Source organism: Paraburkholderia sp. AV2 (assembly GCF_054968425.1).
Genome location: NZ_JBANLK010000002.1, coordinates 135,887 through 160,859 on the forward strand (window position 1 = coordinate 135,887; position 24,973 = coordinate 160,859).

The window sequence follows — 24,973 nt, forward strand, 5'->3', positions numbered from 1 at the left end:
TATGAAAATGGCCGGCGCGAATTCAAACTCCGCATGGAAGGGCCGCGCGATCGCTGCGGCAATCGTCCTGCTCGGGGCCGCGGCGCTCTGGTACGCCTACGATCGGTCGTCGCGCTTTCCCTCGACCGATGACGCTTCCATCGACGCAGATGTGGTGCACGTCGCATCGCCCGTCGGCGGCCGGATCGTGCGGGTTGCCGTCGAGGAGAACGAGCGGGTCGCGAAGGGCGACGTGCTGTTCGAAATCGATCCTGTGTCGTACCGGCTGGCCGTCGCGCAGGCGCGGGCCGAAGTCGAGCTGGCACGCGCGGCACTGGCCACGCGCCGCCGCTCGCTGATCGGCGAGACGTCGAACGCATCGATCGCCGCCGACCAGACCCGCCGCGCGACGCATAACTACGATCTCGCCACACGCAGCGTCGAACGGCTGCGGCCGCTCGCGGCACAGGGCTACGTGTCGGCCCAGCAGTTCGACCAGGCGGTGGTTGCGCAGCGGGACGCGAGCGTGTCGCTCACGCAGGCCAGCGAGCAGCAGCGTTCGTCCGCGCAGACGATCGGCGACGACTCCGACGCCATCGCCACGCTGCACGCGCGCGAGGCGGCGCTGGCGATCGCGCAGCACGCGCTCGACGATACGGTTGTGCGCGCACCGTTCGACGGCTACGTGACGGGGCTTTCGATTCTCGCGGGCGAGACGGTCGCGCCGAACCAGTCCATCTTCACGCTGATCCATGCGAACGAATGGTTCGCCGTGGCGAATTTCCGGGAGACGGCCCTCGGGGCAATCGACGTGGGCGATTGCGCGACGGTGTATTCGATGATCGACCGCACGCATCCGATGCGCGGCAAGGTCGTCGGTATCGGCGCGGGGATCCTGGACACCGATCGCGTGGACGTGCCGCACAGCTTGCCTTATGTGCAGCAGTCGGTGAACTGGGTACGAGTTTCGCAGCGCTTCCCGGTGCGGGTGCGGATCGACGCGCCGGCCGCGAAGCTGGTACGGATCGGTGCGAGTGCGATCGTCGAGGTCCGGCATGGCCAAGCTTGCCGGTGACGTCGGCACGCCCGGCCTGCGGGAGATCGCAGGACTGCTCGCGCCGTTTCCGGGGCGCGCTTCGTTCGTCACGCGCATGGCCCTGATGTGCGCCCTGACGACGCTGATCGCGAGTGCGTACGGCACCCCCGAGGCCGCGCTTTCGGCCTATCTCGTGTTCTTCTTCAACAAGCCCGACCGCGTGACGAGCATCGTGACGTCGGTCGCGTTGTTCCTGCTCGTGACCGTGATCATCGGGATCGTGATGGGCTTCGCGATCTTTTCTATCGACGTGCCGGCGCTGCGTGTCGGCTGCATGACGGTGCTTTCGTTCGGACTGCTGTTCGTCACGTCGGCGAGCAAGCTGCGGCCGGTCGGTGCGACTGTCGCCATGATCGTCGGCTATGGTCTGGACGAACTCGGCCTCGCGCCGATCGGCGAGGCCGCCACGCGCGGCCTGCTGTACGCGTGGCTCTTCGTCTCGATTCCGATTGGCGTTTCCATCGTCGTGAACCTGCTGTTTGCACCGTCGCCGCGCCGCCTCGCCAGCGCGCAGCTCGCGAAGCGCCTGAGGCTCGCGGCGCGCCGCCTGACGGGCGCGGCGACCGAGGCCGAGCGTGCCGGATTCGAGGCGTGCCTGCGCGAAGGCGAGCACCAGATCCTGGCGTGGCTCAAGTTCTCGAAGCTCGAAGGTACCTCCACCGCAGCCGACTTTGCGGCGTTGCGCGCCGCGGCCGCGGCGACGACCGCCATTCTGCTCGCGACGGATCTTGCCGCAAGCGAACCCGGCGCGCGGTTGCCTGCGGCCTGCGCGGCGCGGCTGGCACAGACGATGGAGCAGATGGCCGCGATGCTCGATGCCGGCGGTTATCCAGTGGACGTCGTGGTCGATCTGCAAGACCTGCCCGAGGCGACCACGTTGCCGCCGCTCGCCGCGCTCGTGCTCGCCGACCTGCGTGCGGCGCTGGAGGGCTTCGCGGTGCCGGCTTCGAAGGAGGCTCCCGCCCCGGCGCCGGAACCTGCGCGCGGCAGCTTCTTCGACGCGGACGCATTCACGAATCCCGATCACGTCCGCTACGCGTTGAAGACCACGGTGGCGGCGATGTTCTGCTACCTGCTGTACCAGCAGCTCGACTGGCAGGGCATCCATACCTGCTTCCTCACCTGTTACATCGTCTCGCTCGGCACGACGGCCGAATCCGTCGAAAAGCTGACTCTGCGGATTGCCGGCTGCCTCATCGGCGCGGTGGCCGGCACGGCGGCGATCGTGTTCGTGACGCCGGCACTGACTTCGATCGGCGAGCTGATGGCGCTGGTGTTCGTGGGCGCGTGGCTGTCCGCGTGGGTTGCGGTGGGGTCGCCGCGAATCGCGTATATCGGTTTTCAGGTCTCCTTTGCGTTTTTCCTCTGCGTGATCCAGGGCGCGGCCCCCGCGTTCGACCTGACCATCGCACGCGATCGCGCGATCGGCATTCTGATCGGTAATGCCGTGGCTTATCTCGTGTTCACGCGCGTATGGCCGCTTGGCATTGCTAAGCGAATCGACAAGGCGCTGGATGAACTGGTTGCCCAGTGGGGCCGGGTTGCGCGCACAGTCGACGCGGGCGCGCGCCGCACGCTTGCCGCGGGGGCGCTCGCGCAATACGGCGCACTCTACGGGGATCTGGGCTTGATCCACTACGAGCCTTCGTGGGTGCGTCCCGCGCCCGAATGGATCGCGAGCCGGCGGCGTGCGCTTGCCGAGCTCGGCGCGCTGGAGGGGCCGCTCTTTCTGTCGGCCGGCCGCGTGGGCGCTGCGGCCGATGCCCGGTTGAGCGAGGTCGCCGAACGAATGGAGCAGGGCGGAGATGTGAACCGGGAGGTCGGCCGTCGCGACCGCGGCGACCGCGACGTCAACGCGCTTCTGAACGTGATCGACGCGCGCTTCGGCGAGATCGCCGAAGCCGTGCGCAGCCCAACCGAAGGAGACGACGATCGATGCGCGCCCTTGAACCGACGCCCTGGCTGACCGCGCTGGCCAGCGCATTGACCGCCGCCCTGGTAGTCTCGGGGCTCGCGGGATGCGCGACGTCCTCGCTGGATCTTGCGCCTCCCGCGCCTGACCGTCCGTGGCAGCCGCAGACCGACACGGCTGGCAATATCGTGCCGGGGCCGCCGCATAGTGCCGCCGGTTCGATCGACGCAGCGCGCGAGGGCTACACGTTACCGCGCAGCGCCGGGCTGGCGTCGATCGAACCGGCGGCGCTCGACGCCAGCCATCCGTACACGCTGCCCGAGCTGATCGATCTCGCGGAATCGACGAATCCGCTCACGCGGATCGCCTGGAACGACGCGCGCAATGCGGCGCTCGCGGCGGGCATCGCGAAGACCGCTTATCTGCCGCAGCTCACCGCGACGGCGATGGGCGGCTACCAGGCATCGGGCGGTTCATCGTCGACGTTGCTTGGCAACGTGTCGACCAATGCGGACATCCACGGCACGGTGTCGGTGCTTGCGCTGCAATGGCTGCTGTTCGATTTTGGCGGCCGCCGCGCGCGCGTCGATGCGGCCACGCAACTCTCGGTCGCCGCGAACGTCACGTTCACCGCCGTGCATCAGCACGTGATCCACGACGTGAGCGTTGCGTACTACATGTACGAAGCCGCGGGTGAACGCGCGAGCACCGCGCAGCAGTCGCTCGACAACGCGGACGGCATCCTCGCCGCCGCTCGTGCGCGATACGGGCGGGGCGTGGGCACGGTCGTCGAAGTGGCGCAGGCCACGCAGAACCAGGCCCAGGCGAATCTTGTCAAGGTGCAGGCGGACGGCGCCCTGAGCGACAGTTATTTGAGCCTCGTCTCCGCGCTCGGCGTCTCGCCGTTGTCGAAACCGACGATTGCCCCGTTGCCGCCGCGCGCGCTTTCGCCGGCGCTGCACCAGTCGGTGGACCAGATCGTTGCCGACGCGATAGCACGGCGGCCCGACGTGCAGGGGGCGTACGCGCTCGAACAGGCGAACCAGGCGAAGATCCGCGCAGCCGAGGCTTCCTTCATGCCGAAGGTGTTCTTGTCCGCGGCGGCTGCGTACGGCACTGGTTCGACGGCGATCACGGCGATCCCGCCAGTCGGCGATCAGGCGGCAACCGTCAACCTGACCGGCAGCCGCCGCAGCGGCAGTGTGTTCCTCGGCGTGACGATCCCGCTGTACGACGGCGGGTTGCGTTCCGCCGTGCTGATGCAGGCGCGCAATGACGCGGATAGCGCCTCAGAGCAGTTGACCCGGACGAAGGACGAGGCCGTCCGCCAAGTCGTTGCCGCGCAGAACGCGCTTTCCACGAGCCTTGCGTCGAACGCCGCCGCGAAAGCGCTGGTCGCCGCCGCGCAGACGACTTACGACGCGGCGTTCTCCGCGTACCGGCACGGGGTAGGCTCGATCACCGATGCGCTGCTCGCACAGAATCAGTTGCTCGCGGCGCAGAACGCCTATGCGGACAGCTACAGCGCCGCGCTTTCCGCCGCCGCGTCGCTCGCGCTCGCCACGGGGGAGATCGGCACGACTACGCCTGACGGCGAGCCCGCCTGGTAGAGAGGGGTGTGAGTTTCCGGAGAAGCCCGTTTGGAGTGCTTACAGTCCGGTGCTTCTTTTGACGGCTTCTTTTTGCTGCTTCTTGAACCAGAAATGAAAAAAGGCCGGCTATGCCGACCTTTTCCGCAAATTCCTGGTGCCCAGGAGAGGACTCGAACCTCCACAGTGTTGCCACCGCCAGGACCTGAACCTGGTGCGTCTACCAATTCCGCCACCTGGGCACATCTTCAAGCTAGTTCGCAATTATAGCGGCCCGAAGCAAGCTGTCAACGGATGTTTGAAAAAATTTCACCGGAAGGGCCGACGGTCGTGAAATCCTGTTGCGCAATCCGCCCGCCTTGGGGATAGAGATGCGCAAAAGCGCGTCATTCACGCGCTATTTTATTTTCCGGCCAGGAAATGAAAAAGGCCAGCTGGAAGCTGGCCTTTTTTGAATCTGGTGCCCAAGAGAGGACTCGAACCTCCACAGTGTTGCCACCGCCAGGACCTGAACCTGGTGCGTCTACCAATTCCGCCACCTGGGCAAGGTGTCGTTTGCCGTTCGATGTGTCGTGCAGCAAAGACCGCCATTCTAGCGTGCCCGCCGCGCTTGTCAAGTGTTTCCTGAAAAAAGCGCGGTGCGGCGTTTCCGGCTCGCCGCCACGGCGTTTGTCTCCTGTGTTGCCCTCGCGCGCCCGGTCCGCGCGGCGTCTGCCGCGTACGATGCGGGTGTTAGAATGCCTCGCAGCAGTGGCGCCGGTGGGCGCGTGGCCCACGGAAGCTCGCCGGCCGGCACGCTGAATGAAGCACTCGAAGACCGGGGCGCCGCCCGAGTTTCGTCGTTGAATGAAATTTGGGCGACGCGACAGATCCGACATCGACGCAACGAGAACAACCATCGACAAGCCCTTGAGCAAATATCCGTATCCGATTCCCAGCCGCGAAGAGATTCTCGGCGTGCTGCGGACCAGCGAAACGCCCTGCACCGCGAACGATATCGCCGAGGCGCTCGCCATCAAGCGCCAGGAGCGCGAAGGGTTCTTCAGACGGCTCGCCGCGATGGAGCGCGACGGGCAGATCCGGCTCGATTCGCGCGGCCACTATCAACTGGCGCATCCTTCCAGCTTCGTTGCGGGCCGCGTGCAGGGCCATCGCGACGGCTACGGCTTTCTCGTGCGCGACGACGGCCAGGACGACCTGTTCCTGCCGCAGGGCGAAATGCAGAAGGTCATGCACAACGACCGCGTGCTCGCGCGCATCGTCGGCTATGACCGGCGCGGCCGCCCCGAGGGGCATATCGTCGAGGTCACCGACCGCGCGAACACGCGCGTGATCGGGCGGCTGCTGAACGAGAACGGCGCGCTGATCGTCGCACCCGAAGACAAGCGCATCGGCCACGACATTCTGGTGACGCAGAATCCGAAGAAGGCGAAGGTCGGGCAGGTGGTGGTGGTCGAGCTCACCGATTTTCCGAGCCGCCATTCGCAGCCGCTCGGCCGCGTGGTCGAGGTGCTCGGCGACATCGACGATCCCGGCATGGAGATCGAGATCGCCGTGCGCAAGTACGGCGTGCCGCACGAATTCAGCAAGCCCGCGCTCGACGAGGCGGCGAAGCTGCCCGACGCCGTGCGTCCCACGGACATCCGCTATCGCGTGGATCTGCGCGACGTGCCGCTCGTGACGATTGACGGCGAGGACGCGCGCGACTTCGACGACGCCGTCTATTGCGAACCGGTGCAGGTCGGCCGCGGCGAGGGCTTCCGCCTGATCGTCGCGATCGCCGACGTCTCGCACTATGTGCTGCCGGGCAGCGGCCTCGACGTCGACGCGATCGAGCGCAGCACGTCGGTGTACTTCCCGCGCCGCGTGATTCCGATGCTGCCGGAGAAGCTCTCGAACGGGCTCTGCTCGCTCAATCCGCACGTGGATCGCTGCGTGCTGGTGTGCGACCTGGTCATTACCGCGCGCGGCGAGATCAAGGCTTACCAGTTCTATCCGGGCGTGATGCACTCGGCCGCGCGGCTCACCTATACCGAAGTCGCCGCGGTGCTCAAGAACACCAAGGGACCGGAGGCGATGCGGCGCGCGGCCTTGCTGCCGCAACTGCAGAATCTCTACGGCGTGTACAAGGCGCTCTTCGCCGCGCGCCAGAAACGCGGCGCCATCGACTTCGACACGACCGAAACGTATATCGTCTGCAACGCGCAGGGCAAGATCGAGCAGATCGTGCCGCGTCAGCGCAACGACGCGCACAAGCTGATCGAAGAGTGCATGCTCGCGGCCAACGTCTGCGCCGCGGACTTCATGAAGCGCAACAAGCACCCGGGCCTCTACCGCGTGCACGCGGGCCCGAGCGCCGAGAAGCTCGAGAACCTGCGCACCTTCCTGCGCGGCATGGGCCTTTCGCTCGGCGGCGGCGACACGCCCCACGCGAGCGACTACGCGGCGCTGATGGCGCACATCCGCGACCGGCCCGACGCGCAGATGCTGCAGACGATGCTGCTGCGCTCGATGCAGCAGGCCGTCTACAGCCCGGACAACATCGGTCACTTCGGTCTTGCGTACGAGGCCTATGCGCACTTCACGAGCCCGATTCGCCGCTATCCGGATCTGCTCACGCACCGCGCGATCTACGCGATCCTGCAGGGCAAGAAGTATCAGCCTGCCGCGCCCCACGGCGTCGAGCTCAATACGGCGCTGTCGCCGCGCGCCCGCGCGCTCCAGGCCGAGGACGAGGAAAAGCGCGGCAAGCGCGGACGCGGCGGCAATACGGCGATCTGGGAAGAGCTCGGCCTGCACTGCTCGGCCAACGAGCGCCGCGCCGACGAAGCGTCGCGCGACGTCGAGGCCTGGCTCAAGTGCTACTTCATGCGCGACAAGCTCGGCGAGGAGTACGGCGGCATGGTGAGCGGCGTGACGTCGTTCGGCATATTCGTGCAGCTCGACTCGCTCTTCATCGAAGGTCTCGTTCACGTGACGGAACTGGGTTCGGACTACTTCCAGTACGACGAGATCAAGAACGAGCTGCGCGGCGAACGCACGGGTATCCGCTACCGGCTTTCGGACCGCGTGCGCGTGCAGGTGAGCCGCGTCGATCTCGACGCGCGCAAGATCGATTTCCGTCTCGTGCGCGACACGCCCGTCAAACCCGCGGCCGGCCGTACGGCACCGGCGGACAAGGGTATGGGCATGGGCGATGGCGGCCCGCGCGTGCGCGCGCTGCAGGACGGCGACGCACCGCGCCGCAAGAAGGCCGCGAGCGCGCCGAGCGCTTCGGTGAAGGAAGCGCGCGCCGCCCGCGGCGCGGCGAAGACCGCAAAGAAGCGCGCCGCCGCCAAGGCCGCGACGAAGAAGCCGGCACCGCGCAAGAAGCGCTGAGTGCCGCAGGCGCGGCGCTTGCCTCCGGCTCGTATGAGGGGGCGGGCGCCGCGATACCCGGCGCGTGCCGGCGGCCGGAAGAGTTACAGTCGTTCGTCAGGCGCGCGGTGCAGTCCCTGCACGCGCCGCGTGGCGGACCGTTCATCAGGGGTTGTCTCAAGTCATGTCACGTCTCAAGGTTCTTTACGGGTTTCATGCGGTGACCGCGCGTTTGCGGCACGACGCGTCGACGGTCGAGGATGTCTATTACGATCCGACGCGGCGCGACCGCCGCATGCAGGACTTCCTGCATGCCGCAAAGGACGCCGGCGTGCGCGTGATCGCATCCGACGAAACGCGGCTCTGGGGGCTCGCGCATACGGAGCGCCATCAGGGTGTCGTCGCGCGCGTGCACGATCTGCCGCTTGCGCAGAATCTGGCCGAGCTGCTCGACGGCATTGTGGGCGCGCCGCTCCTGCTCGTACTGGACGGCGTGACCGATCCGCACAATCTCGGCGCCTGCCTGCGGGTGGCCGATGCGGCCGGGGCGCATGCCGTCATTGCGCCGCGCGACCGCGCGGTGGGCCTGAACGCCACGGCCGCGAAAGTGGCGAGCGGCGCGGCCGACACGGTGCCCTATATCACCGTGACGAATCTGGCCCGCGCGCTGCGCGAGCTCAAGGAGGCGGGCGTGTGGGTGGTGGGCACGGCCGGCGACGCGAGCGCGAGCCTTTATCAGACGAAGCTCGAAGGCCCGGTTGCGCTCGTGATGGGCGCGGAAGGCGAGGGCATGCGCCGGCTCACGCGCGAGACCTGCGACGAGGTCATGCACATTCCGATGGCGGGCACGGTGGAAAGCCTGAACGTCTCGGTGGCGAGCGGCGTGTGCCTCTTCGAGGCCGTCCGGCAGCGCGGCGTCGCGAGCTGAGCCTTGCATGGGACCGGAGTAAGCGCTAAAGCGCCAACTCTGGTCGACAGCCTTGCATGGGACCGGAATCGGCCGGCTGGTCCTGCCAACTCCGGTAAACTAGGCGCCTCCCGCTTTTTTCCTCTCTCGCGCCGTATTCCCATGACTCAAGACGAACTGAAACAACTGGTCGGCAAGGCCGCCGCCGACTACGTGAACGCGAACGTGCCCGAGGGCGCCGTGATCGGCGTCGGCACCGGCTCGACCGCGAACTGCTTCATCGACGCGCTGGCCGCCAGCAAGGACCGCTACCGCGGCGCGGTGTCGAGCTCCGTGGCAACCACGGCGCGCCTGCAATCGCATGGCTTTCGCGTCTTCGACCTTAACGACATCGAAGGGCTGCCCGTGTATGTCGACGGCGCCGACGAGATCGACGCGCAGGGCGCGATGATCAAGGGCGGCGGCGGCGCGCTCACGCGCGAGAAGATCGTGGCGTCCGTGGCCGAGGTGTTCGTTTGCATCGCCGACGCGAGCAAGCGCGTCGACGTGCTTGGCCAGTTCCCGCTGCCCATCGAGGTGGTGCCGATGGCACGCACGGCCATCGGCCGCCGCGTGAATGTGCTGGGCGGCGTGCCCGTGCTGCGCGTGCAGAAGGACGGCTCGCCTTATCTCACCGACAACGGCAACGAGATCCTCGACGTGAAGGGTCTGAGCATCAGCGACCCGTGCGCATTCGAGGCGCTCGTCAACGCATGGCCCGGTGTCGTGACCGTGGGTCTCTTCGCGGCGCGCGGCGCCGACCTCTGCCTGCTGGGTGCCGCAACGGGCGTCGAGCGCATCGACTACCCGAAGCGCTGAGGCAAAGGCAGCGGGCCGCGCCGGGCGGCCCGCCACAAAGTCCGCGCGGAGCCTGTCCCGCGCGGCGTCCCTCCACTCACGCTCACTCCACCGTTTCCGCCTGGCGCAGACGCGGCAGCAGGCGGTCGAACTCGCGCCGCACGAGCCCGTAGCATTCGCAGGCGCGGGCTTCCAGACCCTCGCGATCCAGCACGCGAATGCGGCCGCGGCTGTGATGGATCAGGCCTTCGTCGTGCAGCTTGCCGGCTGCCTCCGTGATGCCTTCGCGGCGCACGCCGAGCATGTCGGCGATCAACTGCTGCGTGACTGTGAGGTCGTTCGAGGCCACGCGGTCCACTTCGATCAGCAGCCAGCGGCACAACTGCTTGCTGAGAGAATGGTGGCGATTGCACGCGGCCGTCTGGGCCACCTGCGTGAGCAGGGCGTGCATGTAGAGCAGCATCAGGCGGCGCAGGAAGTCCGAGCGGGCGAACTGCTGCTTGAGACTTTGTGCGCTCATGCGATACGCGAAGCCCGCGCATTGCACCTGCACGCGGTTCGGCATCGTTTCGCCGCCCGTCAGGACCGGCACGCCGGTCATGCCTTCGCGGCCGACTGCCGCGATTTCGACCGAGCTGCCGTCTTCCATGGTCGAGAGCATGGAGATGATGGCCGTGGTCGGAAAGTACACGTGATGGATGCGCTGGCCGGAATCGCACAGCAATTGTTCGGTACGCAGATGAACGAGTTCGAGATGGGGGGCGAGCGCCTGCCACTCATGCGACGGCAGGGCGCCAAGCAGGTGGTTGCCGTGCAGGTCGGATTGAAGGGTCAACATGATTGGTCCTCATGCGAGGCTGCTTGCGAGCAAGCGCTGCCTCGTTGTTATTCGTTCCGGCTCGCGAATCCGTAGTTGTGTGCCGTTTCCCGTTCGGCTATCCGTTCGTCGTGCCAGCCCCATAGTCCCGTATGCGTACGCCGGTCTGATCCCGGCGCTTATCGCTAGTGTGGCGACATGTCTTTAGCAGGGTGTGTGCCAGAACGGCATGCATCGCGACCCCACGCGTCTTCGCGGGCATTGCGCCTCGAGCCGTGCCGGAGAAGTCGGCCTTTTTGTTTCACTTCTGCACGATGAATTCCGCCGCCGCACTTCTTGCCGGATGAATTTTGGTTTATCTAACGCCTTGATTTAGTGTGATTATTCGTGGTTCTCCGGGTGTTTCCAAAAATGACTCCAGACTGAAACACGCGCCGTGCGCGGCGAGCGCCACCACCCGGCTACACAGAAAGAGGCCGCCGAAAACGATACAGGGCTGACACATTGGCGCGGCATACGCGAAAGTGTTCGGACCTGAAACATCGTTGCGTAACGTCGTGTCACGTTACGCGGATAAACGGCGTCTTCCCGAAACGGCGAGCGATCAGTGTGTGTATGCGCACAGAGCGGCGCCGCGAGGTTTGTTCCAATCATGATCAGGGCGGGCGCGGCGAGGCTTGGGAGCGCGGCCGGCCATGATCATCCAGGGGGACGGCGCATGAACCAGGTGGTGCCGCACGCCAGCCTGACGGCGATGGCGAACGAAATCGAACCGGTGCTCGTCGTTCAGCCCGTCGTGCTGGCGGGCGGCTCGGGTACGCGCCTGTGGCCGCTCTCGCGCGAGCATTGTCCCAAGCAACTGATCGAACTGCTCGACGGCGAATCGCTGCTCGAGGCAACCGTGCGGCGCTTCGACGGCGTATTCGCACCGGCCGACGGTGCCGGCCCGGCTGCGGTCTGCAAAGCCGCGCCGCTCGTCGTGAGCAGCGAGGAATTGCAGTTCCTGACGGTCGACCGCCTTGCCCGCAGCGGCATGGCCGCGCGCGTGGTGCTCGAACCGGTGGCGCGCAATACGGCGCCTGCGCTGACGGTGGCGGCGCTTGCCGCAAAAGCCGCTCAGCCGCCGACCGTGCCCGCTGCCGCCGATCCCGTGCTGGTCGCCATGCCGGCCGATCATCTGATCGCCGACCGCGTCGCGTTCGCCCGCGCGCTCGAGCGCGCTGTCGAGCATGCGGCGCGCGGCGCGATCGTGACGCTCGGCGTGCCGCCGCAGCGCGCGGAGACCGGCTACGGCTATATCGGCGCGGGCCGGGTGCTCGATGCTCAGGGTGCGCGCATCATCGAACGTTTTGTCGAGAAGCCGGATGCCGAGCTCGCGGCGCGTTATATCGCGTCCGGCGACTTCTGGTGGAACAGCGGCATCTTTGTCGTCCGGGCCTCCGTGTGGCTTGCCGCTATCGCGCTGGCGCGCCCCGCGATCGCCTTGCGCTGCGCCGAGGCCTTCGAGCGCGCGAAACGCGACGCGGATGGCAGCGTGCATCTCGATGCGGCCGCGCTGGCCGCGTGTCCTTCCGATTCGATCGATTACGCGGTCATGGAATCGATCGGCACCGAAGCAGGTCTTGCGGGTGTCGTCGTGCCGCTGGTTGCGGGCTGGTCCGACGTCGGCGCCTGGGACGCGGTCTGGCAGGTCTCGCACAAGGACGCGAGCGGCAATGTCGCGCGCGGGCGCGTGCTGTTCGAAGACGTGAGCGATACCTTCGCGCATTCGGACGGGCGTCTCGTGGCCTGTGTCGGCGTGCGCGGCGTCGTGGTGGTCGAGACCGCGGATGCGGTGCTGGTCGCCGCGAAGGATCGCGTTCAGGACGTGAAAGCAATCGTCGGGAAACTGAAAGCGCAAAGCGGCGACGAAGCCCGGCACCATCGGCGCGTGGAGCGGCCGTGGGGCTGCTACGACTCGCTCGATCGGGGCGAACGCTTTCAGGTCAAGCGGATCGTCGTGAAGCCAGGCGGGCGGCTTTCGCTGCAGATGCATCACCATCGCGCGGAACATTGGGTCGTTGTGCGCGGGACGGCCCGCGTCACGCGCGGCGACGACGTATTTTTGCTGTCCGAGAACGAATCCACCTATATTCCATTGGGCGTGAAGCATCGTCTGGAGAACCCAGGAATCACACCGCTCGAAATCATCGAGGTGCAATCGGGCGGCTATCTGGGCGAAGACGACATCGTGCGTTTCGACGATCAATACGGTCGCGCACCGCTGCAAAACAAGGAGAAGGCGTGATGCCGCACGGCGCGGGATAGGCGCAATGGCGCCGCAGCACTGCATATGCACAGCCGGTGGAAACCGGCCAGGGGTAAATAGGCATTCCATACAGTTGACCGGCCCGCAGGACAACCAGGAAAAATGGCCGGCCCAGGTACCAGGATGAGGCTCGCAGGATGACGTCTCGTGCGGACTGCACATCGGCTTGACCGCAACACGTCAGGAGATATCCTGGGTGGCGGGATATGTGATCCGCATGCAACGTACAACATGGCGTTCTACGACGCATGAGGAGCCCGCAGTGTCTGGCAATGAGGGGTGATAACGCCGAATCGGGGGGGAGTGTCATGGAACTCGGGAACAAGGAACGCTCGCTGGTGAGCAAGGTCATGGATGGCCTGATCGCCGGCATTGTGGAAGAGCGCTACGGTGCGGTGCTGCCGCCGCAGGATGTGCTGTCGAAGGAATTCGACGTGAGCCGCACGGTGATGCGCGAAGCGCTTTCCATGCTGCTTGCGCGACATATGCTGGACGTGCGGCCGAAGATCGGCACACGTATACGGCCCATGCGCGACTGGCGCATGATCGATGAAGACGTCGTGAGCTGGCGTTTTCGCGCGAAGCCGGACAAGACTTTTTTGCGAGACGTGATCGAATTTCGCGCGCTGATCGAGCCCGCCGCGTGCGGTCTTGCGGCGACGCGCGCCACGGCAGCCGACATCGCGGGCATTCGCGACGCGTACGAGGTACTGCGCGAGACGAGTCCGGGCGACAATGGTTGCCAGGCCGCCGACGCGCTTTTGCATACGCGCATACTCGCGGCGAGCGGCAATCAGTTCTACCAGCAGATGGCGGCGATTATCCGCGGTGCGCTTTCGCTCGTGAATCCGATTCTCAACGGGCGCGCGGACGGCTGGGCGAATATCGTGCGCGCGCACGGCAGCATCGTCGAGGCGATCGAGCGGCGTCAGCCGCAAGAGGCCCAGGCTGCCGCGGCGGCGATGATCGAATCGACCGCCGGGGAGCTGCAGCGCGCGCTGGCGTCGGAGGCGTCCGAGGCGCTTGCGCAGCGCTAGACTCGCGCGGTTTTCGTCGACGCCTGGTGTGCGTGTCCGTGCGAAGCGCGGCGGCGCCGTTGCGGCGCGCTGCGCGTTTCGGGTATCGTGCGTGTCTTTGGTCTGCCGCGCCATCGGCGCGGCGCATAGCCGGAGCATGCAGCACATGAGCGGGACGGAAACGATTCGTTGGGGCATTGTCGGCGCGGGCCGCATCGCGCGGCGCTTTGCACAGGGCGTGGCGCACGTGGAGGGCGCGCGCATCGGCGCGGTCTGGTCGAGGCGCGCGGAGCCGTCGGCAGCGCTGGTGCAACAGCATGGTGCGAGCGCATGCGCGAGCTTTGAAGCGCTCCTTGGGAGCGGCGTCGACGCCGTTTATATCGCCACGCTGCAGGACAGCCACGCCGACTACGCTATTGCCGCGTTGGAGGCCGGCTTGCCGGTGCTCTGCGAGAAACCCGCCACCGTGAACGCCGCGCAGCTCGCGCGCGTGATCGAGGCCGCGCGCGGCGCGCAGCGTCTCTTCATGGAGGCGATGAAGCCGCCTTTCTATCCGCTCTACTGCGCGTTGCGCGCTCACCTCGCCGCCGATCCCATCGGCCCGGTGGAGCTCGTGCGCGCGGGGTGCTCGGTGGCGAACGTGAGTGCCGACCATCCTTCGTTCTCCTACGAACATGCGGGCGGCGCGTTGCTCGATATCGGCGTGTACGAGATGTTTCTCGCGGTGGACTGGCTCGGCGCGCCGCTCGACGTACAGACTTTCGGCCGGCTTGGCCCCACCGGCGTGGACACCTTCGCGAGTCTCAACTGCCAGCACGAGCACGGCATCGCGCAGCTCTTCTGCGGTCTCGATCTGCATGGGAAGGGTGATGCGCTGCTCGCGGGGCCGCTTGGCCATGTGACGATCCACGAGAACTGGTGGAACCCTGTACGCGCGACGATCCGCTATGTCGACGGCCGCACGGTGGACCTCGACGAACCGTTCGAAGGCGGCGGCCTCAACTACGAGACCGCGCACTTCTGCGAGCTGCTGCGTACGGGCGCGCTGGAGAGCCCGGTGATGACGCATGCGCACTCGCGCGGCATGATTGCGATGGCCGATGCGGCGCGCGCCGCGCTCGGCCTGCGCTTCGCCTGCGAGTGAGCGGGGCGGCCGGCGGGGCCCGGTGACGCCGGGTGGTGCTTAATGCCGCTCAATGCCGCTTAATGTCGCGAGGGCAGCGCGAGACGCTTTTCGAACCAGTGCTGGACCCACTCCAGCACCTGGCAGAGCACCCAGTAGACCGCCGCGGCGGCGAGATAGAGCGGCAGCGGCTGAAAGGTCGAGGCGATGATTTCCTGCGCGCTGCGCAGCAGCTCCGTCACGGTGATGACCGAGACGAGCGAGGTGTCCTTGATGAGGCTGATGAGGCTGTTCGAGAGGCTCGGCACGGCGATGCGCAGCGCCTGCGGCGCGATCACGTAACGCAGCGTCTGACGCCGCGAGAGCCCAAGACTGTAGGCCGCGAGCCACTGGCCGCGATCGATGCCGAGTATCGCGCCGCGCATGCTTTCGGACAGATAGGCGGCGACGTTGGCGGACAACGCGATCACGCCGGCCGGCGTCGGGTCGAGCGAAATGCCGACGCTCGGGAGTCCGTAGTAGATGACGAAGATCTGCACGAGCAGCGGCGTGCCGCGCATGAGACTCACATAAACCCGCGCGATCTTCGGCAGGACACGATTCGTGCTGATGCCCATCAACGCGAGCACGGCGCCGCCGATGAGGCCGAAGATCATCGAGAACACGGCGAACTTGACCGTCAGCACAGCGCCCTGCGCGAGCACCGGCAGCGACTGGATGAGGAGCGTAGTGATGGGCATGGGCGAAGCGCGGGTTGAGTTCGGGGCGAACTTACTGCGCGATCGGCTTGCTCACGTCGATGCCGAACCACTTCTCCGAGATCTTCGTGAACGTGCCATCGGCTTCGAGTTGCGCCATGGCGTCGTCGATCGCCTTCGCGAACTTCGGATTGCCCTTCTTGAACGGGATGGCCGACGGGTTGCCGTTGCCGACGATCGCACCCGTGCGCAGCGGCAACTGCGAGTTCTTCATCAGGTACGCGAGCATCAGGCGGTCGTTGAGCGCGGCGTCGAGGCGGCCGGCGGCGAGATCGCGCAGATACTCGGGCGCGCCCGGGTAGGTCACCACGTCGATGCCGGGCACCGACTTCGCCATGTCCATGTAGTTGGTGCCGAGACCGACGCCGAGCTTCTTGCCCTTGAGGTCGTCGAGCGACTTGAACTCGCGCGTGTCGTCCTTGCGCTGGATGAGCTGCGCGGCCGAGTAGGTGTACGCCGGCGAGAAGTCGAGCACGGCCTTGCGCTGGTCGGTCACGCCCACCTGGTTGACGATCACGTCGAACTTGCCGGCCTGCAGGCCCGCAATGATGCCGCTCCACTCGGTCGTGACGAACTCGGGCTTCAGGCCGAGCTTCGCGGCGACGGCCTTCGCGATGTCCACGTCGTAGCCGACGAGCTGGCCGTCGGGCGCCTTCGAATCGAACGGCGGGAAGGTGCCTTCGAGGCCGATGCGCAGCGTGCCGCGCGCCTTCACCTGGTCGAGCAGGTCGTCGGCGTGGGCGCTGGCCGAAACGAACGCGGCGCCGATCAGCGTGGCCGCAAGGAGTTTTTTCAGCAGGGCGAGTTTCATCGTTTTCCTCTTGTAATCTTGTAATGGCGCGGGTGACCCATGACTAGCGTGAAACTATAGCGTCAGGCGCGGCGCGCGGCCAGTGCGCGCGCACATTCGGCGACGAGCGCGGGGCCCTGGTAGATGAAGCCGGTGTAGAGCTGCACGAGCGAGGCGCCTGCCTCGATCTTCGCGCGCGCGTCGTCTCCCGAGAAGATGCCGCCCACGCCGATGATCGGCACGTCGGCGCCGAGCTCGGCACGCAGCTTGCGGATCACGGCGTTCGACGCCTCGAATACCGGGCGCCCGGAAAGGCCGCCGGTTTCGTCCGCGTTCGGCTGGCCCTGCACGGCGGCGCGCGAGAGCGTGGTGTTGGTCGCGATCACGCCTTCGAACCGGTGGCGCAGGACGGTGTCGGCGATCTCCTTGATCTGCTCGTCGTCGAGGTCCGGCGCGATCTTCAGCGCGAGCGGCACGAGCTTGCCGTGCAGGTCGGCGAGGCGCTGCTGCTTGTCCTTGAGCGCCGCGAGCAGCGCATCGAGCTCGCCCGCGCCCTGCAACTGGCGCAGGTTCTTCGTGTTCGGCGACGAGATGTTGATCGTCACGTAGCTCGCGAACGGGTAGACGCGCTCGAGACAGAACAGATAGTCGTCGGCGGCGCGCTCGATGGGCGTATCGGCGTTCTTGCCGATGTTCAGGCCGAGGATGCCGCGATAGTGCGCGGCCCGCACGTTCTTCACGAACTGCTCGACGCCTTGATTGTTGAAGCCCATGCGGTTGATGATGCCGCCCGCCTGCGGCAGCCGGAAGATGCGCGGACGCGGATTGCCGGGCTGCGAGCGCGGCGTTACGGTGCCCACTTCGATGAAGCCGAAGCCGAGCGCCGCGAAGCCGTCGATGGCGGCGCCTTCCTTGTCGAGTCCCGCCGCGAGGCCTACCGGATTGCGAAACGTGAGGCCCATCACGGTGCGCGGCGAGTCGGGCGTATGCGAGCCCAGCAGGCCCGCCATGCCGGTGCGGCCGGCGGCGCCGATGGCGCGCAGCGTCAGATGGTGGACGTCTTCGGCGTCGAAGCGAAAGAGCTGGTCGCGCAGAAACGGATAGAAGGAGCTGAACACGGGAGGAGGGCGCGGATGCCGGAAGAATGGGAACCCGCTATTTTACCGGCTTTGCGGGCCCCGGCGAGGGCGCCCCCGGCCTGCGCGGCCTGTCACGCCGCGCTCCGGCCGCCACCTTGGGTAGACGGCGCGCCCTTTATGCGCGGGCGGCGAGTGCCTCGTCGAGCGGCGCCCACACGCCGTCGAAAAGGCCCTCCAGCGGCCGGAAGTGCGCCTTGTAAGCCATCTTCGGGCTTTCGCGGATCCAGTAGCCGAGATATACGTAAGGCAGTTGCAGGCTGCGCGCCTGCTCGATCTGCCACAGGATGTTGTAGGTGCCGTAGCTCGTGTGCGGGGCGTCGGGCTCGAAGAAGGTATAGACCGACGAGAGCCCGTCGCCGAGGATGTCGATCATGCTCACCATGCGCAGCGTGCCGCTGCCTTCGGGGTCCTGCGCATCGCGCTCGCGGAATTCGACGAGGCGCGAATTGATGCGGCTTTGCAGGAGGAACTGCTCGTACTGGTCCCGGCTGTCGCGGTCCATGCCGCCGCCCGCGTGACGGGCCGACTGGTAGCGCATGTAGAGCGCGTAGTGCGCTTCGTCGTAGTGCAGGGGCGCGACCGTCGCGACGAGCTCGCCGTGCTGCTTCCAGGTGCGGCGCTGCGTGCGGCTGGGCGCGAAGCGCGTGACCGGCACGCGCACCGGCACGCACGCGCGGCAGCCGTCGCAGTAAGGGCGGTAGGTGAAGACGCCCGAGCGCCGGAAACCCGCCTTGACCAGTTCGGTGTAGACGTCGGAGTTGATCAGGTGGCTGGGTGTCGCCACCTGCGAGCGCGCAATACGCCCCTCCAGATAGCTGCAGGGGTAGGGCGCCGTTGCATAGAATTGCAGCGCGGAAAGCGGTGAAAGCGGCAGCTCGTTGGGATGCGTCACGTTGGCGGCTCTCGTAGCAGTTCGGATCGTCGCGCGCACGGCGCGCTGGTGGCGCGGCGGCCGCGCGCGACATGTTCTATCTTCAGTCTAACATCGAGCCCGAAGCGGAATCCATCGAATTGCGCGGCACGACGGAAGGCTTGCCGCGCCCGCCGGGCGGCCCGCCCGGGTCTTGCTCAAGCCGCCGGGGCAGTGTCCGGGCGCGTTACGTGGTCGGCGAGAATCGCCTTGTCGAAGCGCCATGGAATGCGTGGCGCATCGACCGTTGCGCGCACGTGTGCGATGAAAACCTTGCGCGCAATCTCGTGCCCGCCGAGCGACGCGAGGTGCGAGGTGTTCTGCTGGCAGTCGATCAAGGCCACGCCGTGGCGCCGCAGATGCGCGACGAGGGCGGCGAGCGCGATCTTTGAGGCGTCGGTGACCGAGGCGAACATCGACTCGCCGAAGAACATCGTGCCGAGCGACACGCCATAGAGGCCGCCCACGCGCTCGCCGTCGTGCCAGGCCTCGATGCTGTGCGCGTCGCCGATGCGGTGCAGGGCCGAGTAGGCGTCGATCACGTCGCCCGTGATCCAGGTGCCGCGCTGGCCGTGGCGCGGCGCGTTCGCGCAGGCGCGCATCACGGCGGCGAAGTCGTCGTCGACGCGAATCTCCCACGCGTCGTCGCGCAGCACGCGCTTGAGCGTTTTCTTCAGCGACGGCGAGACCTTGAACGCGTCGGGCCGCAGGATCATGCGCGGGTCGGGGCTCCACCAGAGCACGGGCTGGCCGTCCGAATACCACGGGAAGATGCCGTGCCGATAGGCGTCGATGAGGCGCGAGGGCAGCAGGTCGGCGCTCGCGGCCAGCAGCCCCGGCGCGCCGCTGCCGGCGCCGAGCGCGCGTTCGACGCTGGGAAACGGGTCTTCGGGCCCGAGCCAGGGAACCATCGGGAGTGGGGGTCAGCCGTCGCGCAGCGAGCGCAACACGTCGCCGGTGTGCAGGCCGTAGCTGCCCGACTGGCGGTCGGCGAAGAAAAAGCGCAGCGTCTGCCCGACCGTGGGAAACGCAATGTCGTCCCAGGGAATTTCGCGCTCTTCGAAAAGGCGCACTTCGAGGCTCTCCTCGCCGGCCGCGACATCGATGTCGAGCAGGCGCGCGAGATAGAACAGGTGGACCTGATGCACGCGCGGCACGTTCAGCAGCGAGAAGAGGTTTTGCACCTCGACGCGCGCGCCGGCTTCCTCGAGCGTTTCGCGCGCCGCGGCCTCGGCGGTGGTTTCTCCCATCTCCATGAAACCGGCGGGCAAGGTCCAGTAACCGTAGCGCGGCTCGATGGCCCGCCGGCACAGCAACACCTTGTCCTCCCAAACGGGGACAGTGCCGACCACGTTACGCGGATTCTGATAGTGCACGGTGCCGCAGGCCGAGCAGACGTAGCGTTCGCGGTTGTCTCCGGGCGGCACGAGCAGGCTGACCGCCTGACCGCAAGTCGAGCAGAATTTCATGGGTGCGATTGGGGGAAGAGTGATGCGAGTGTATCACCGCGGGGCGGGTGGCCGTGAGGGTGGCCGCGGCGGTGGCAGGCTGGTGCCGCGCTGGCCAGACAGGCGCGGAAAACAAAAAAGGGTTACACGCGAATGCGTTGTAACCCTTGCTTGCTGTTCGACGGAGAGTGCTTGGTTGCGGGGGTAGGATTTGAACCTACGACCTTCGGGTTATGAGCCCGACGAGCTGCCAGACTGCTCCACCCCGCGTCCGTCGAAGAAAAGATTATAGCGCGGCTACTTCTGCATTGCAACAGAGATTAACGAATTCCCTTCGAGTCGTTTGCGGGACGCTTGCCGGCGGCCCCAGGCTAGAATCGGGGACCTGTCGAAAGACCCATTCCCGTTCGTATCCATGGATATCGCACACGATCTGCAGTCGATTGCCGCGCAGGAAGCGGCGCTGGTCTTTCCCCGTTTCGACGCGGCCCGCGCGTGGGAGCTCGGCTCCTGCCTGCATGAACTCGCGCGCTCGCGCACGCACGCTCTCGTCATCGACGTGCGCACGTTCGGCCAGCCGCTTTTCTTCAGCGCGCTCGACGGCACGACGCCCGACAACGTCGACTGGGTGCGCCGCAAGTCACGCGTAGTCGAGCATTTCCGCCGCAGTTCCTACGCGATCGGCCTGCGCATGCAGCAGGCGGGCACGACGCTCGCCGAGAAGCACGGCCTGCCCGTTGCCGACTACGCCACGCACGGCGGCGCGTTTCCGCTCGCCGTGGCCGGCGCGGGCGTGATCGGCTCGGTGACGGTGTCGGGGCTGCCGCAGCGCGCCGATCACGAGCTCGTCGTCGAGGCCCTGTGCGCGCTGCTCGGCGCCGATTACGGCCAGCTTGCGCTGGCGAAGGCCTGACGCCATGCGTTTCGGCCCCTGGACCTGGCTCGTCATCGCCATCATTGCGGAAGTGATTGCGACCTCGGCGTTGCGCGCCTCGAACGGCTTTACGCGGCTCGTGCCCTCGGTCATCGTCGTCGCGGGCTATGGGCTCGCGTTTTACGGGCTCTCGCTTACGCTGCGCAACATTCCCGTCGGCATTGTCTATGCCGTGTGGTCGGGCGTGGGCATCGTCCTCATCACGCTCGTCGCCATGGCGCTCTACCGCCAGGTGCCCGATCTGCCCGCCATGCTGGGCCTCGGCCTGATCGTGGCCGGGGTGGTCGTGCTCAACCTGTTCTCGAAGATGCAGGCGCACTGACGCCGCGCCGAGGCACGCGCCGGGCAGCGTGCCCGGCAACGCGCGCGCGAGGGCGGTCTCAGCGCGCCGCGGGCGGCTCGATACGGATGCCTGCGGCCTGAATCGTGGCGCGGCTCTTCTCGCCGTCGAGCGAGGCCGCGTCCTCCCACAGGCTGATCGCCCGCGCGATGTCGATGTCGTGCTTCCGTGCGTAGTCGAACCAGCGATTCGCCGCTTGCGGTTCGGGAATTTCCTGTTCGTTGACGAAGTAGCGGCCGGTGAGTTTCGAGTCCATCGCGTGCGCCGAAGTGAATAGCGAGAATCAGTGCGCAGCGTAACATGTATGGATCAACGCGCCGTCTGCCGGCGCCCGCTCGATCCGGCTACTCCGATTGTTCCGACGAATTGCCCAGCGAGGCTGGAGATGAATATTCGCTTTCTTCCCGATGCGCCGGTCTACCGCGATTCGAATCTGACGGTCGTGTTCGCGGCGCTCGTCGATGGCGCCAGGGTGCCGTGTGCGATTTCCGTGGAGGCGCTCGAGGATCATTTCGGTGCGCCTCCGCTCAGCCGCGACGCTTCCATGCAGGCCTTCGATGCGGGCCGCCCGCGCATTTCGATGTATTTTGAAAACCGTGGCGCGTTTGCATCGCGCCTACCTCTCAATCTCCGGTCACTTCGATTGCCATGTCACAGGATCCCACCGCCTCGTCCGCGAGCGGCGCCGGCCAACAGGTCGTCACCCGCGTGGCGAACCGCATCGGTTTCATCGAACTCGAACGTCCCGAGGCGCTGAACGCGCTCTCGACCGGCATGGTTCGCGCCATGCAGGCCGCGCTCGACCGCTGGCGCGGCGACGTCGGCGTACTAGCCGTCGTGGTGCGCTCCCGCCACGCGCGCGCGTTCTGCGCGGGCGGCGATATCCGCTTTCTCTACGAGTCGTATCGGGCCGGCGACCGGGCCGCGTTGGACACTTTTTTCACCGAAGAGTACCGGCTCAATCACGCGATTTTCACTTACCCCAAGCCCTATATCGCGTTCATGAACGGCGTGGTGATGGGCGGTGGAATGGGGATCTCGCAGGGTGCGCATCGCACGGGCGGCCTGCGCGTGGTGGGGCCGTCCACGCGCCTTGCCATGCCCGAGACGCGCATCGGCCTCTTTCCGGATGTGGGCATGGGCTGGTTTCTGGCGCGTACGCCGGGCGCACTCGGCCGTTACCTGGCGGTGAGCGGTGAAACGATCGACGCGCCGGCGGCGCTTTATGCGGGCCTCGCCGACGCGTACCTGGACGAGGCGGCATGGCCCGCGTTGATCGATGCGCTCGAAACGGAACCGTTCGCGACGGGCGAGGAGATCGTCGCGCGGATCCGGCGCGAAGCGGCCGTGGGCGAGGACGTTCGGCGCGAGGCCGGCGCCAGCGCGCTTGCCGGGGCACGTGCGTGGATCGACCGGCATTTCGGGTTGCCCGACGTGCCGGCCATCGCGGCGTCGCTCGACGCGGTGCAGCGCGAAACGCAGGGGCCCGAGTCCGGTTGGGCCGAGCAGGCGGCGGGCGTGCTGCGCGAGCGCTCGCCGCTATCGATGGCGGTTTCGCTGGAAGTGGTGTCGCGCGCGGAAGGGGCAATGGCGGACGTGCTGCGGCGCGATCTCGATCTCACGCGGTCGACTTTTGCTCAGGGCGACGTGATGGAAGGCATTCGAGCCCGCATCATCGACAAGGACAACCGTCCGGACTGGCGTTTCGAGCGCATCGAGGACGTGCCGCGCGCGCAGGTCGAGCGCATGTTCGAAAGCTCGTGGTCCGAGGCGGACCATCCGTTGCGCGACCTGAAGGGCTGAACCCGCCGCGCGGGGCGACGTCAGTCCTCGACGGTTTCGCTCATGAACGCGCGCATGAACACGAGCGCGCCCCATCCCCATACCGCATTCGAAGCGAAGCCCTGTGCGAGACGCGGCAGCATGTTGCCGCTCGGCCAGATGCCGCGGAGCGGGTCGACCACGAACACCATCGCGGCCGTGAGCACGAGGCCGCCGAACACGAATGCCTGCACCCAGGGCGCGGGCCGCGAAGGCGAGACGCGCAGCAGCCACGCCATGGGCACCGCCCACGCCGCACTCCAGATCGCGTTCACGAGAAACTCGGGCAGGCCGAACGGCACGAACGGCGCGGTCGAAAAGCCGGCTGCGTCGATGACCTGGGCCGCGTGCAACAGCGCGAGCGTGGCCTCGCGAAAGAAGAGCGAGGCGAGAAAGCCGGACAGGAACGGCAGAATCAGTTTTTGCATGTGAACGGCGAGAGTGCGAAGCACCGGCGGCGGGGCGCGCATGGCGGCGCCGGGTGCGGCCTGCCGGGCTTTTTGTTGGCGTGAGCCATTATATCGGCGCGGCGCGCCAAAGCACGAAAGCGGAAAACCTAAGCTTTAAAAAATCGTTCAAAAGCCACACCCCTCTCCCTAGACTGATTCCCCATGACTACGACGGCCTGGCCGTCGGCGGTTCGCCTTGCGCGGGCAGGGCGCACGCCGTGCCCGCCGGTTTTCGTCTCGCGTTTTGGTTTCGCATTTTCGTCCAGTATCCAGCAGGAGCAATGCATGAATGTGTTCTGGTTCATCCCGACCCATGGCGACAGCCGTTATCTGGGCACGACCGAGGGCGCGCGCGCCGCTGACCTCGCGTACTTCCAGCAAGTGGCCACCGCCGCCGATACGCTCGGCTACGAAGGCGTGCTGTTGCCGACGGGCCGGTCGTGCGAAGACGCCTGGGTTGTCGCATCGAGCCTGATCGCAGTCACGCGGCGCCTGAAATTCCTGGTGGCGATCCGCCCGGGGTTGTCTTCGCCGGGGCTCTCGGCGCGCATGGCGGCGACCTTCGACCGGCTCTCGAACGGGCGTCTGCTTATCAACGTGGTGACGGGCGGCGACCAGGCCGAACTCGAAGGCGACGGTTTCTTCGCCGATCACGACACGCGCTACGAAATCACCGACGAATTCCTGCACATCTGGCGCCAACTGCTCGCCGCGTCGCACACCAGCGAAGCGGTCGATTTCATCGGCAAGCATCTGGTCTCGAAGGGCGGCAAGGCGCTTTATCCGCCGGTGCAGCATCCGCATCCGCCGCTCTGGTTCGGGGGCTCGTCGCCGGCCGCGCACACCATTGCGGGCGAGCATATCGACACTTACCTCACGTGGGGCGAACCGCCCGAGGCGGTCGCGAAGAAGATTGCCGACATCCGCAAGCGCGCGGCCGAACGTGGCCGCACGATCCGCTTCGGCATTCGTTTGCACGTGATCGTCCGCGAGACCGAGGAGGAGGCCTGGGCCGACGCCGAACGCCTCATCAGCCGACTCGACGACGACACCGTTGCCCGCGCACAGGCCGCGTTCGGCAAGATGGACTCGGAAGGCCAGCGCCGCATGGCCGCGCTGCACGGCGGCAAGCGCGGCACGCGCAAGGAACTCGAGGTCTATCCGAATCTCTGGGCCGGCGTGGGCCTCGTGCGCGGCGGCGCCGGCACGGCGCTGGTCGGCAATCCGGAGCAGGTGGCGGCGCGCATGAAGGAGTATGCGGATCTCGGCATCGAGACGTTCATTCTTTCCGGCTATCCCCACCTTGAGGAATCCTACCGGTTCGCCGAACTCGTGTTTCCGCTGCTGCCGGGCCGTCAGGCGAAGCGCGCGGACGGTCCGCTTTCGGGGCCGTTCGGCGAAGTGGTGGGCAATCAGTATTTGCCGCGCGCCAGCCAGAGCTGA

23 protein-coding genes and 3 tRNA genes are annotated in these 24,973 nt (G+C 66.8%); 14 read left to right on the top strand and 12 right to left on the bottom strand.

The features are described from left to right. Position 1: 1 nt before the first annotated feature. From mdtN to V8683_RS02365, 3 genes are read left to right on the top strand one after another with little or no spacing between them, the layout of a single operon-like run. Positions 2-1,054: a multidrug transporter subunit MdtN gene (gene mdtN / locus V8683_RS02355; RefSeq protein ID WP_411189233.1), complete on the top strand. Its 1,053-nt coding sequence runs from the start codon at positions 2-4 to the stop codon at positions 1,052-1,054. Further along, a complete protein-coding gene (locus tag V8683_RS02360; protein ID WP_411189234.1) occupies positions 1,035-3,041 on the top strand; it encodes an FUSC family protein in 2,007 nt (668 codons plus the stop codon). Before mdtN ends, V8683_RS02360 begins: the two co-directional genes overlap by 20 nt. Then, positions 3,011-4,597, top strand: coding sequence for a TolC family protein (locus tag V8683_RS02365; RefSeq protein ID WP_411189235.1), 1,587 nt, complete (start codon positions 3,011-3,013; stop codon positions 4,595-4,597). The genes V8683_RS02360 and V8683_RS02365 overlap by 31 nt, the downstream gene beginning before the upstream one ends. A 134-nt stretch (positions 4,598-4,731) precedes the next feature. Here V8683_RS02365 and V8683_RS02370 read toward each other — a convergent pair. Together V8683_RS02370 and V8683_RS02375 are read right to left on the bottom strand one after the other, a co-directional pair. Then, positions 4,732-4,818 (bottom strand) — tRNA-Leu (locus V8683_RS02370). 216 nt (positions 4,819-5,034) lie between these two features. Further along, positions 5,035-5,121 (bottom strand) — tRNA-Leu (locus V8683_RS02375). A gap of 364 nt (positions 5,122-5,485) precedes the next feature. On the opposite strand from V8683_RS02375, the gene rnr reads away from it, so the two are divergent. The 3 genes from rnr (at position 5,486) to rpiA (ending at position 9,698) form a co-directional block, all read left to right on the top strand. After that, positions 5,486-7,954: a ribonuclease R gene (rnr, locus tag V8683_RS02380; RefSeq protein WP_411189236.1), complete on the top strand. Its 2,469-nt coding sequence runs from the start codon at positions 5,486-5,488 to the stop codon at positions 7,952-7,954. Between the two features lie 163 nt (positions 7,955-8,117). Further along, the gene (gene rlmB / locus V8683_RS02385) at positions 8,118-8,861 is read left to right on the top strand and encodes a 23S rRNA (guanosine(2251)-2'-O)-methyltransferase RlmB (protein WP_411189237.1); all 744 of its coding nucleotides are present in this window, start codon (positions 8,118-8,120) and stop codon (positions 8,859-8,861) included. A gap of 141 nt (positions 8,862-9,002) precedes the next feature. Further along, on the top strand, positions 9,003-9,698 hold the full coding sequence (gene rpiA, locus V8683_RS02390; RefSeq protein ID WP_411189238.1) for a ribose-5-phosphate isomerase RpiA: 696 nt from the start codon (positions 9,003-9,005) through the stop codon (positions 9,696-9,698). An 82-nt stretch (positions 9,699-9,780) separates the two neighbouring features. On the opposite strand, the gene V8683_RS02395 is transcribed toward rpiA, so the two are convergent. After that, positions 9,781-10,515 carry a Crp/Fnr family transcriptional regulator gene (locus V8683_RS02395; protein WP_103705863.1) on the bottom strand — a complete coding sequence of 245 codons (735 nt, stop codon included), beginning with the start codon at positions 10,513-10,515 and terminating at the stop codon, positions 9,781-9,783. Positions 10,516-11,212: 697 nt separating this feature from the next. On the opposite strand from V8683_RS02395, the gene V8683_RS02400 reads away from it, so the two are divergent. From V8683_RS02400 to V8683_RS02410, 3 genes are all read left to right on the top strand, one after another. Then, positions 11,213-12,781, top strand: coding sequence for a mannose-1-phosphate guanylyltransferase/mannose-6-phosphate isomerase (locus V8683_RS02400; protein WP_411189239.1), 1,569 nt, complete (start codon positions 11,213-11,215; stop codon positions 12,779-12,781). Between the two features lie 329 nt (positions 12,782-13,110). After that, positions 13,111-13,839, top strand: coding sequence for a FadR/GntR family transcriptional regulator (locus V8683_RS02405; RefSeq protein WP_411189240.1), 729 nt, complete (start codon positions 13,111-13,113; stop codon positions 13,837-13,839). 145 nt (positions 13,840-13,984) lie between these two features. After that, positions 13,985-14,962 (top strand): Gfo/Idh/MocA family protein, encoded by a 978-nt coding sequence (locus V8683_RS02410; protein ID WP_411189241.1) that lies wholly within the window; start codon positions 13,985-13,987, stop codon positions 14,960-14,962. A gap of 59 nt (positions 14,963-15,021) precedes the next feature. On the opposite strand, the gene V8683_RS02415 is transcribed toward V8683_RS02410, so the two are convergent. From V8683_RS02415 to V8683_RS02445, 7 genes are all read right to left on the bottom strand, one after another. Continuing rightward, positions 15,022-15,681 (bottom strand): amino acid ABC transporter permease, encoded by a 660-nt coding sequence (locus V8683_RS02415; protein WP_411189242.1) that lies wholly within the window; start codon positions 15,679-15,681, stop codon positions 15,022-15,024. A 31-nt stretch (positions 15,682-15,712) separates the two neighbouring features. Then, on the bottom strand, positions 15,713-16,510 hold the full coding sequence (locus tag V8683_RS02420) for a transporter substrate-binding domain-containing protein (RefSeq protein WP_411189243.1): 798 nt from the start codon (positions 16,508-16,510) through the stop codon (positions 15,713-15,715). A gap of 62 nt (positions 16,511-16,572) precedes the next feature. Beyond that, positions 16,573-17,607 (bottom strand): quinone-dependent dihydroorotate dehydrogenase, encoded by a 1,035-nt coding sequence (locus V8683_RS02425; protein WP_411189244.1) that lies wholly within the window; start codon positions 17,605-17,607, stop codon positions 16,573-16,575. A 136-nt stretch (positions 17,608-17,743) separates the two neighbouring features. Next, the gene (locus tag V8683_RS02430) at positions 17,744-18,520 is read right to left on the bottom strand and encodes an arginyltransferase (RefSeq protein WP_411189245.1); all 777 of its coding nucleotides are present in this window, start codon (positions 18,518-18,520) and stop codon (positions 17,744-17,746) included. Between the two features lie 176 nt (positions 18,521-18,696). After that, the gene (gene aat, locus V8683_RS02435; RefSeq protein WP_411189246.1) at positions 18,697-19,449 is read right to left on the bottom strand and encodes a leucyl/phenylalanyl-tRNA--protein transferase; all 753 of its coding nucleotides are present in this window, start codon (positions 19,447-19,449) and stop codon (positions 18,697-18,699) included. 12 nt (positions 19,450-19,461) lie between these two features. Continuing rightward, positions 19,462-20,007, bottom strand: coding sequence for an NUDIX hydrolase (locus V8683_RS02440; protein ID WP_411189247.1), 546 nt, complete (start codon positions 20,005-20,007; stop codon positions 19,462-19,464). 172 nt (positions 20,008-20,179) lie between these two features. Next, a tRNA-Met gene (locus V8683_RS02445) sits at positions 20,180-20,256 on the bottom strand. A 145-nt stretch (positions 20,257-20,401) separates the two neighbouring features. On the opposite strand from V8683_RS02445, the gene V8683_RS02450 reads away from it, so the two are divergent. Next, a complete protein-coding gene (locus V8683_RS02450) occupies positions 20,402-20,899 on the top strand; it encodes a heme-degrading domain-containing protein (RefSeq protein ID WP_411189248.1) in 498 nt (165 codons plus the stop codon). A gap of 4 nt (positions 20,900-20,903) precedes the next feature. After that, complete coding sequence (locus V8683_RS02455; protein ID WP_027797196.1) at positions 20,904-21,242, top strand: DMT family transporter; 339 nt, start codon at positions 20,904-20,906, stop codon at positions 21,240-21,242. 58 nt (positions 21,243-21,300) lie between these two features. On the opposite strand, the gene V8683_RS02460 is transcribed toward V8683_RS02455, so the two are convergent. Further along, the gene (locus V8683_RS02460) at positions 21,301-21,516 is read right to left on the bottom strand and encodes a hypothetical protein (protein ID WP_411189249.1); all 216 of its coding nucleotides are present in this window, start codon (positions 21,514-21,516) and stop codon (positions 21,301-21,303) included. 129 nt (positions 21,517-21,645) lie between these two features. Between V8683_RS02460 and V8683_RS02465 the strand changes: the two genes are divergently transcribed. Both V8683_RS02465 and V8683_RS02470 read left to right on the top strand, forming a co-directional pair. Then, a complete protein-coding gene (locus V8683_RS02465) occupies positions 21,646-22,017 on the top strand; it encodes a DUF1488 family protein (protein WP_411189250.1) in 372 nt (123 codons plus the stop codon). Then, entirely contained in the window at positions 21,909-23,063 is a 1,155-nt protein-coding gene (locus V8683_RS02470) for an enoyl-CoA hydratase/isomerase family protein (protein ID WP_411189251.1), read from the top strand. The genes V8683_RS02465 and V8683_RS02470 overlap by 109 nt, the downstream gene beginning before the upstream one ends. A 20-nt stretch (positions 23,064-23,083) precedes the next feature. Here the strand turns inward: V8683_RS02470 and V8683_RS02475 are convergent, their stop codons facing one another. Then, positions 23,084-23,509 (bottom strand): hypothetical protein, encoded by a 426-nt coding sequence (locus tag V8683_RS02475; RefSeq protein ID WP_411189252.1) that lies wholly within the window; start codon positions 23,507-23,509, stop codon positions 23,084-23,086. A gap of 306 nt (positions 23,510-23,815) precedes the next feature. Between V8683_RS02475 and ssuD the strand changes: the two genes are divergently transcribed. Next, positions 23,816-24,973 (top strand): FMNH2-dependent alkanesulfonate monooxygenase, encoded by a 1,158-nt coding sequence (gene ssuD, locus V8683_RS02480; RefSeq protein WP_411189253.1) that lies wholly within the window; start codon positions 23,816-23,818, stop codon positions 24,971-24,973.

Bases quoted from the DNA above. Each gene is read 5' to 3' on its own strand.
- V8683_RS02440 (WP_411189247.1), bottom strand. From the start codon at position 20,007: ATGAAATTCTGCTCGACTTGCGGTCAGGCGGTCAGCCTGCTCGTGCCG.
- V8683_RS02410 (WP_411189241.1), top strand. From the start codon at position 13,985: ATGAGCGGGACGGAAACGATTCGTTGGGGCATTGTCGGCGCGGGCCGC.
- V8683_RS02450 (WP_411189248.1), top strand. From the start codon at position 20,402: ATGGATATCGCACACGATCTGCAGTCGATTGCCGCGCAGGAAGCGGCG.
- V8683_RS02420 (WP_411189243.1), bottom strand. From the start codon at position 16,510: ATGAAACTCGCCCTGCTGAAAAAACTCCTTGCGGCCACGCTGATCGGC.
- V8683_RS02465 (WP_411189250.1), top strand. From the start codon at position 21,646: ATGAATATTCGCTTTCTTCCCGATGCGCCGGTCTACCGCGATTCGAAT.
- V8683_RS02475 (WP_411189252.1), bottom strand. From the start codon at position 23,509: ATGCAAAAACTGATTCTGCCGTTCCTGTCCGGCTTTCTCGCCTCGCTC.
- V8683_RS02405 (WP_411189240.1), top strand. From the start codon at position 13,111: ATGGAACTCGGGAACAAGGAACGCTCGCTGGTGAGCAAGGTCATGGAT.
- ssuD (WP_411189253.1), top strand. From the start codon at position 23,816: ATGAATGTGTTCTGGTTCATCCCGACCCATGGCGACAGCCGTTATCTG.
- rpiA (WP_411189238.1), top strand. From the start codon at position 9,003: ATGACTCAAGACGAACTGAAACAACTGGTCGGCAAGGCCGCCGCCGAC.
- V8683_RS02460 (WP_411189249.1), bottom strand. From the start codon at position 21,516: ATGGACTCGAAACTCACCGGCCGCTACTTCGTCAACGAACAGGAAATT.
- V8683_RS02415 (WP_411189242.1), bottom strand. From the start codon at position 15,681: ATGCCCATCACTACGCTCCTCATCCAGTCGCTGCCGGTGCTCGCGCAG.
- V8683_RS02400 (WP_411189239.1), top strand. From the start codon at position 11,213: ATGAACCAGGTGGTGCCGCACGCCAGCCTGACGGCGATGGCGAACGAA.
- V8683_RS02365 (WP_411189235.1), top strand. From the start codon at position 3,011: ATGCGCGCCCTTGAACCGACGCCCTGGCTGACCGCGCTGGCCAGCGCA.
- V8683_RS02360 (WP_411189234.1), top strand. From the start codon at position 1,035: ATGGCCAAGCTTGCCGGTGACGTCGGCACGCCCGGCCTGCGGGAGATC.
- V8683_RS02395 (WP_103705863.1), bottom strand. From the start codon at position 10,515: ATGTTGACCCTTCAATCCGACCTGCACGGCAACCACCTGCTTGGCGCC.
- rlmB (WP_411189237.1), top strand. From the start codon at position 8,118: ATGTCACGTCTCAAGGTTCTTTACGGGTTTCATGCGGTGACCGCGCGT.
- V8683_RS02455 (WP_027797196.1), top strand. From the start codon at position 20,904: ATGCGTTTCGGCCCCTGGACCTGGCTCGTCATCGCCATCATTGCGGAA.
- aat (WP_411189246.1), bottom strand. From the start codon at position 19,449: ATGGTTCCCTGGCTCGGGCCCGAAGACCCGTTTCCCAGCGTCGAACGC.
- V8683_RS02470 (WP_411189251.1), top strand. From the start codon at position 21,909: ATGTCACAGGATCCCACCGCCTCGTCCGCGAGCGGCGCCGGCCAACAG.
- mdtN (WP_411189233.1), top strand. From the start codon at position 2: ATGAAAATGGCCGGCGCGAATTCAAACTCCGCATGGAAGGGCCGCGCG.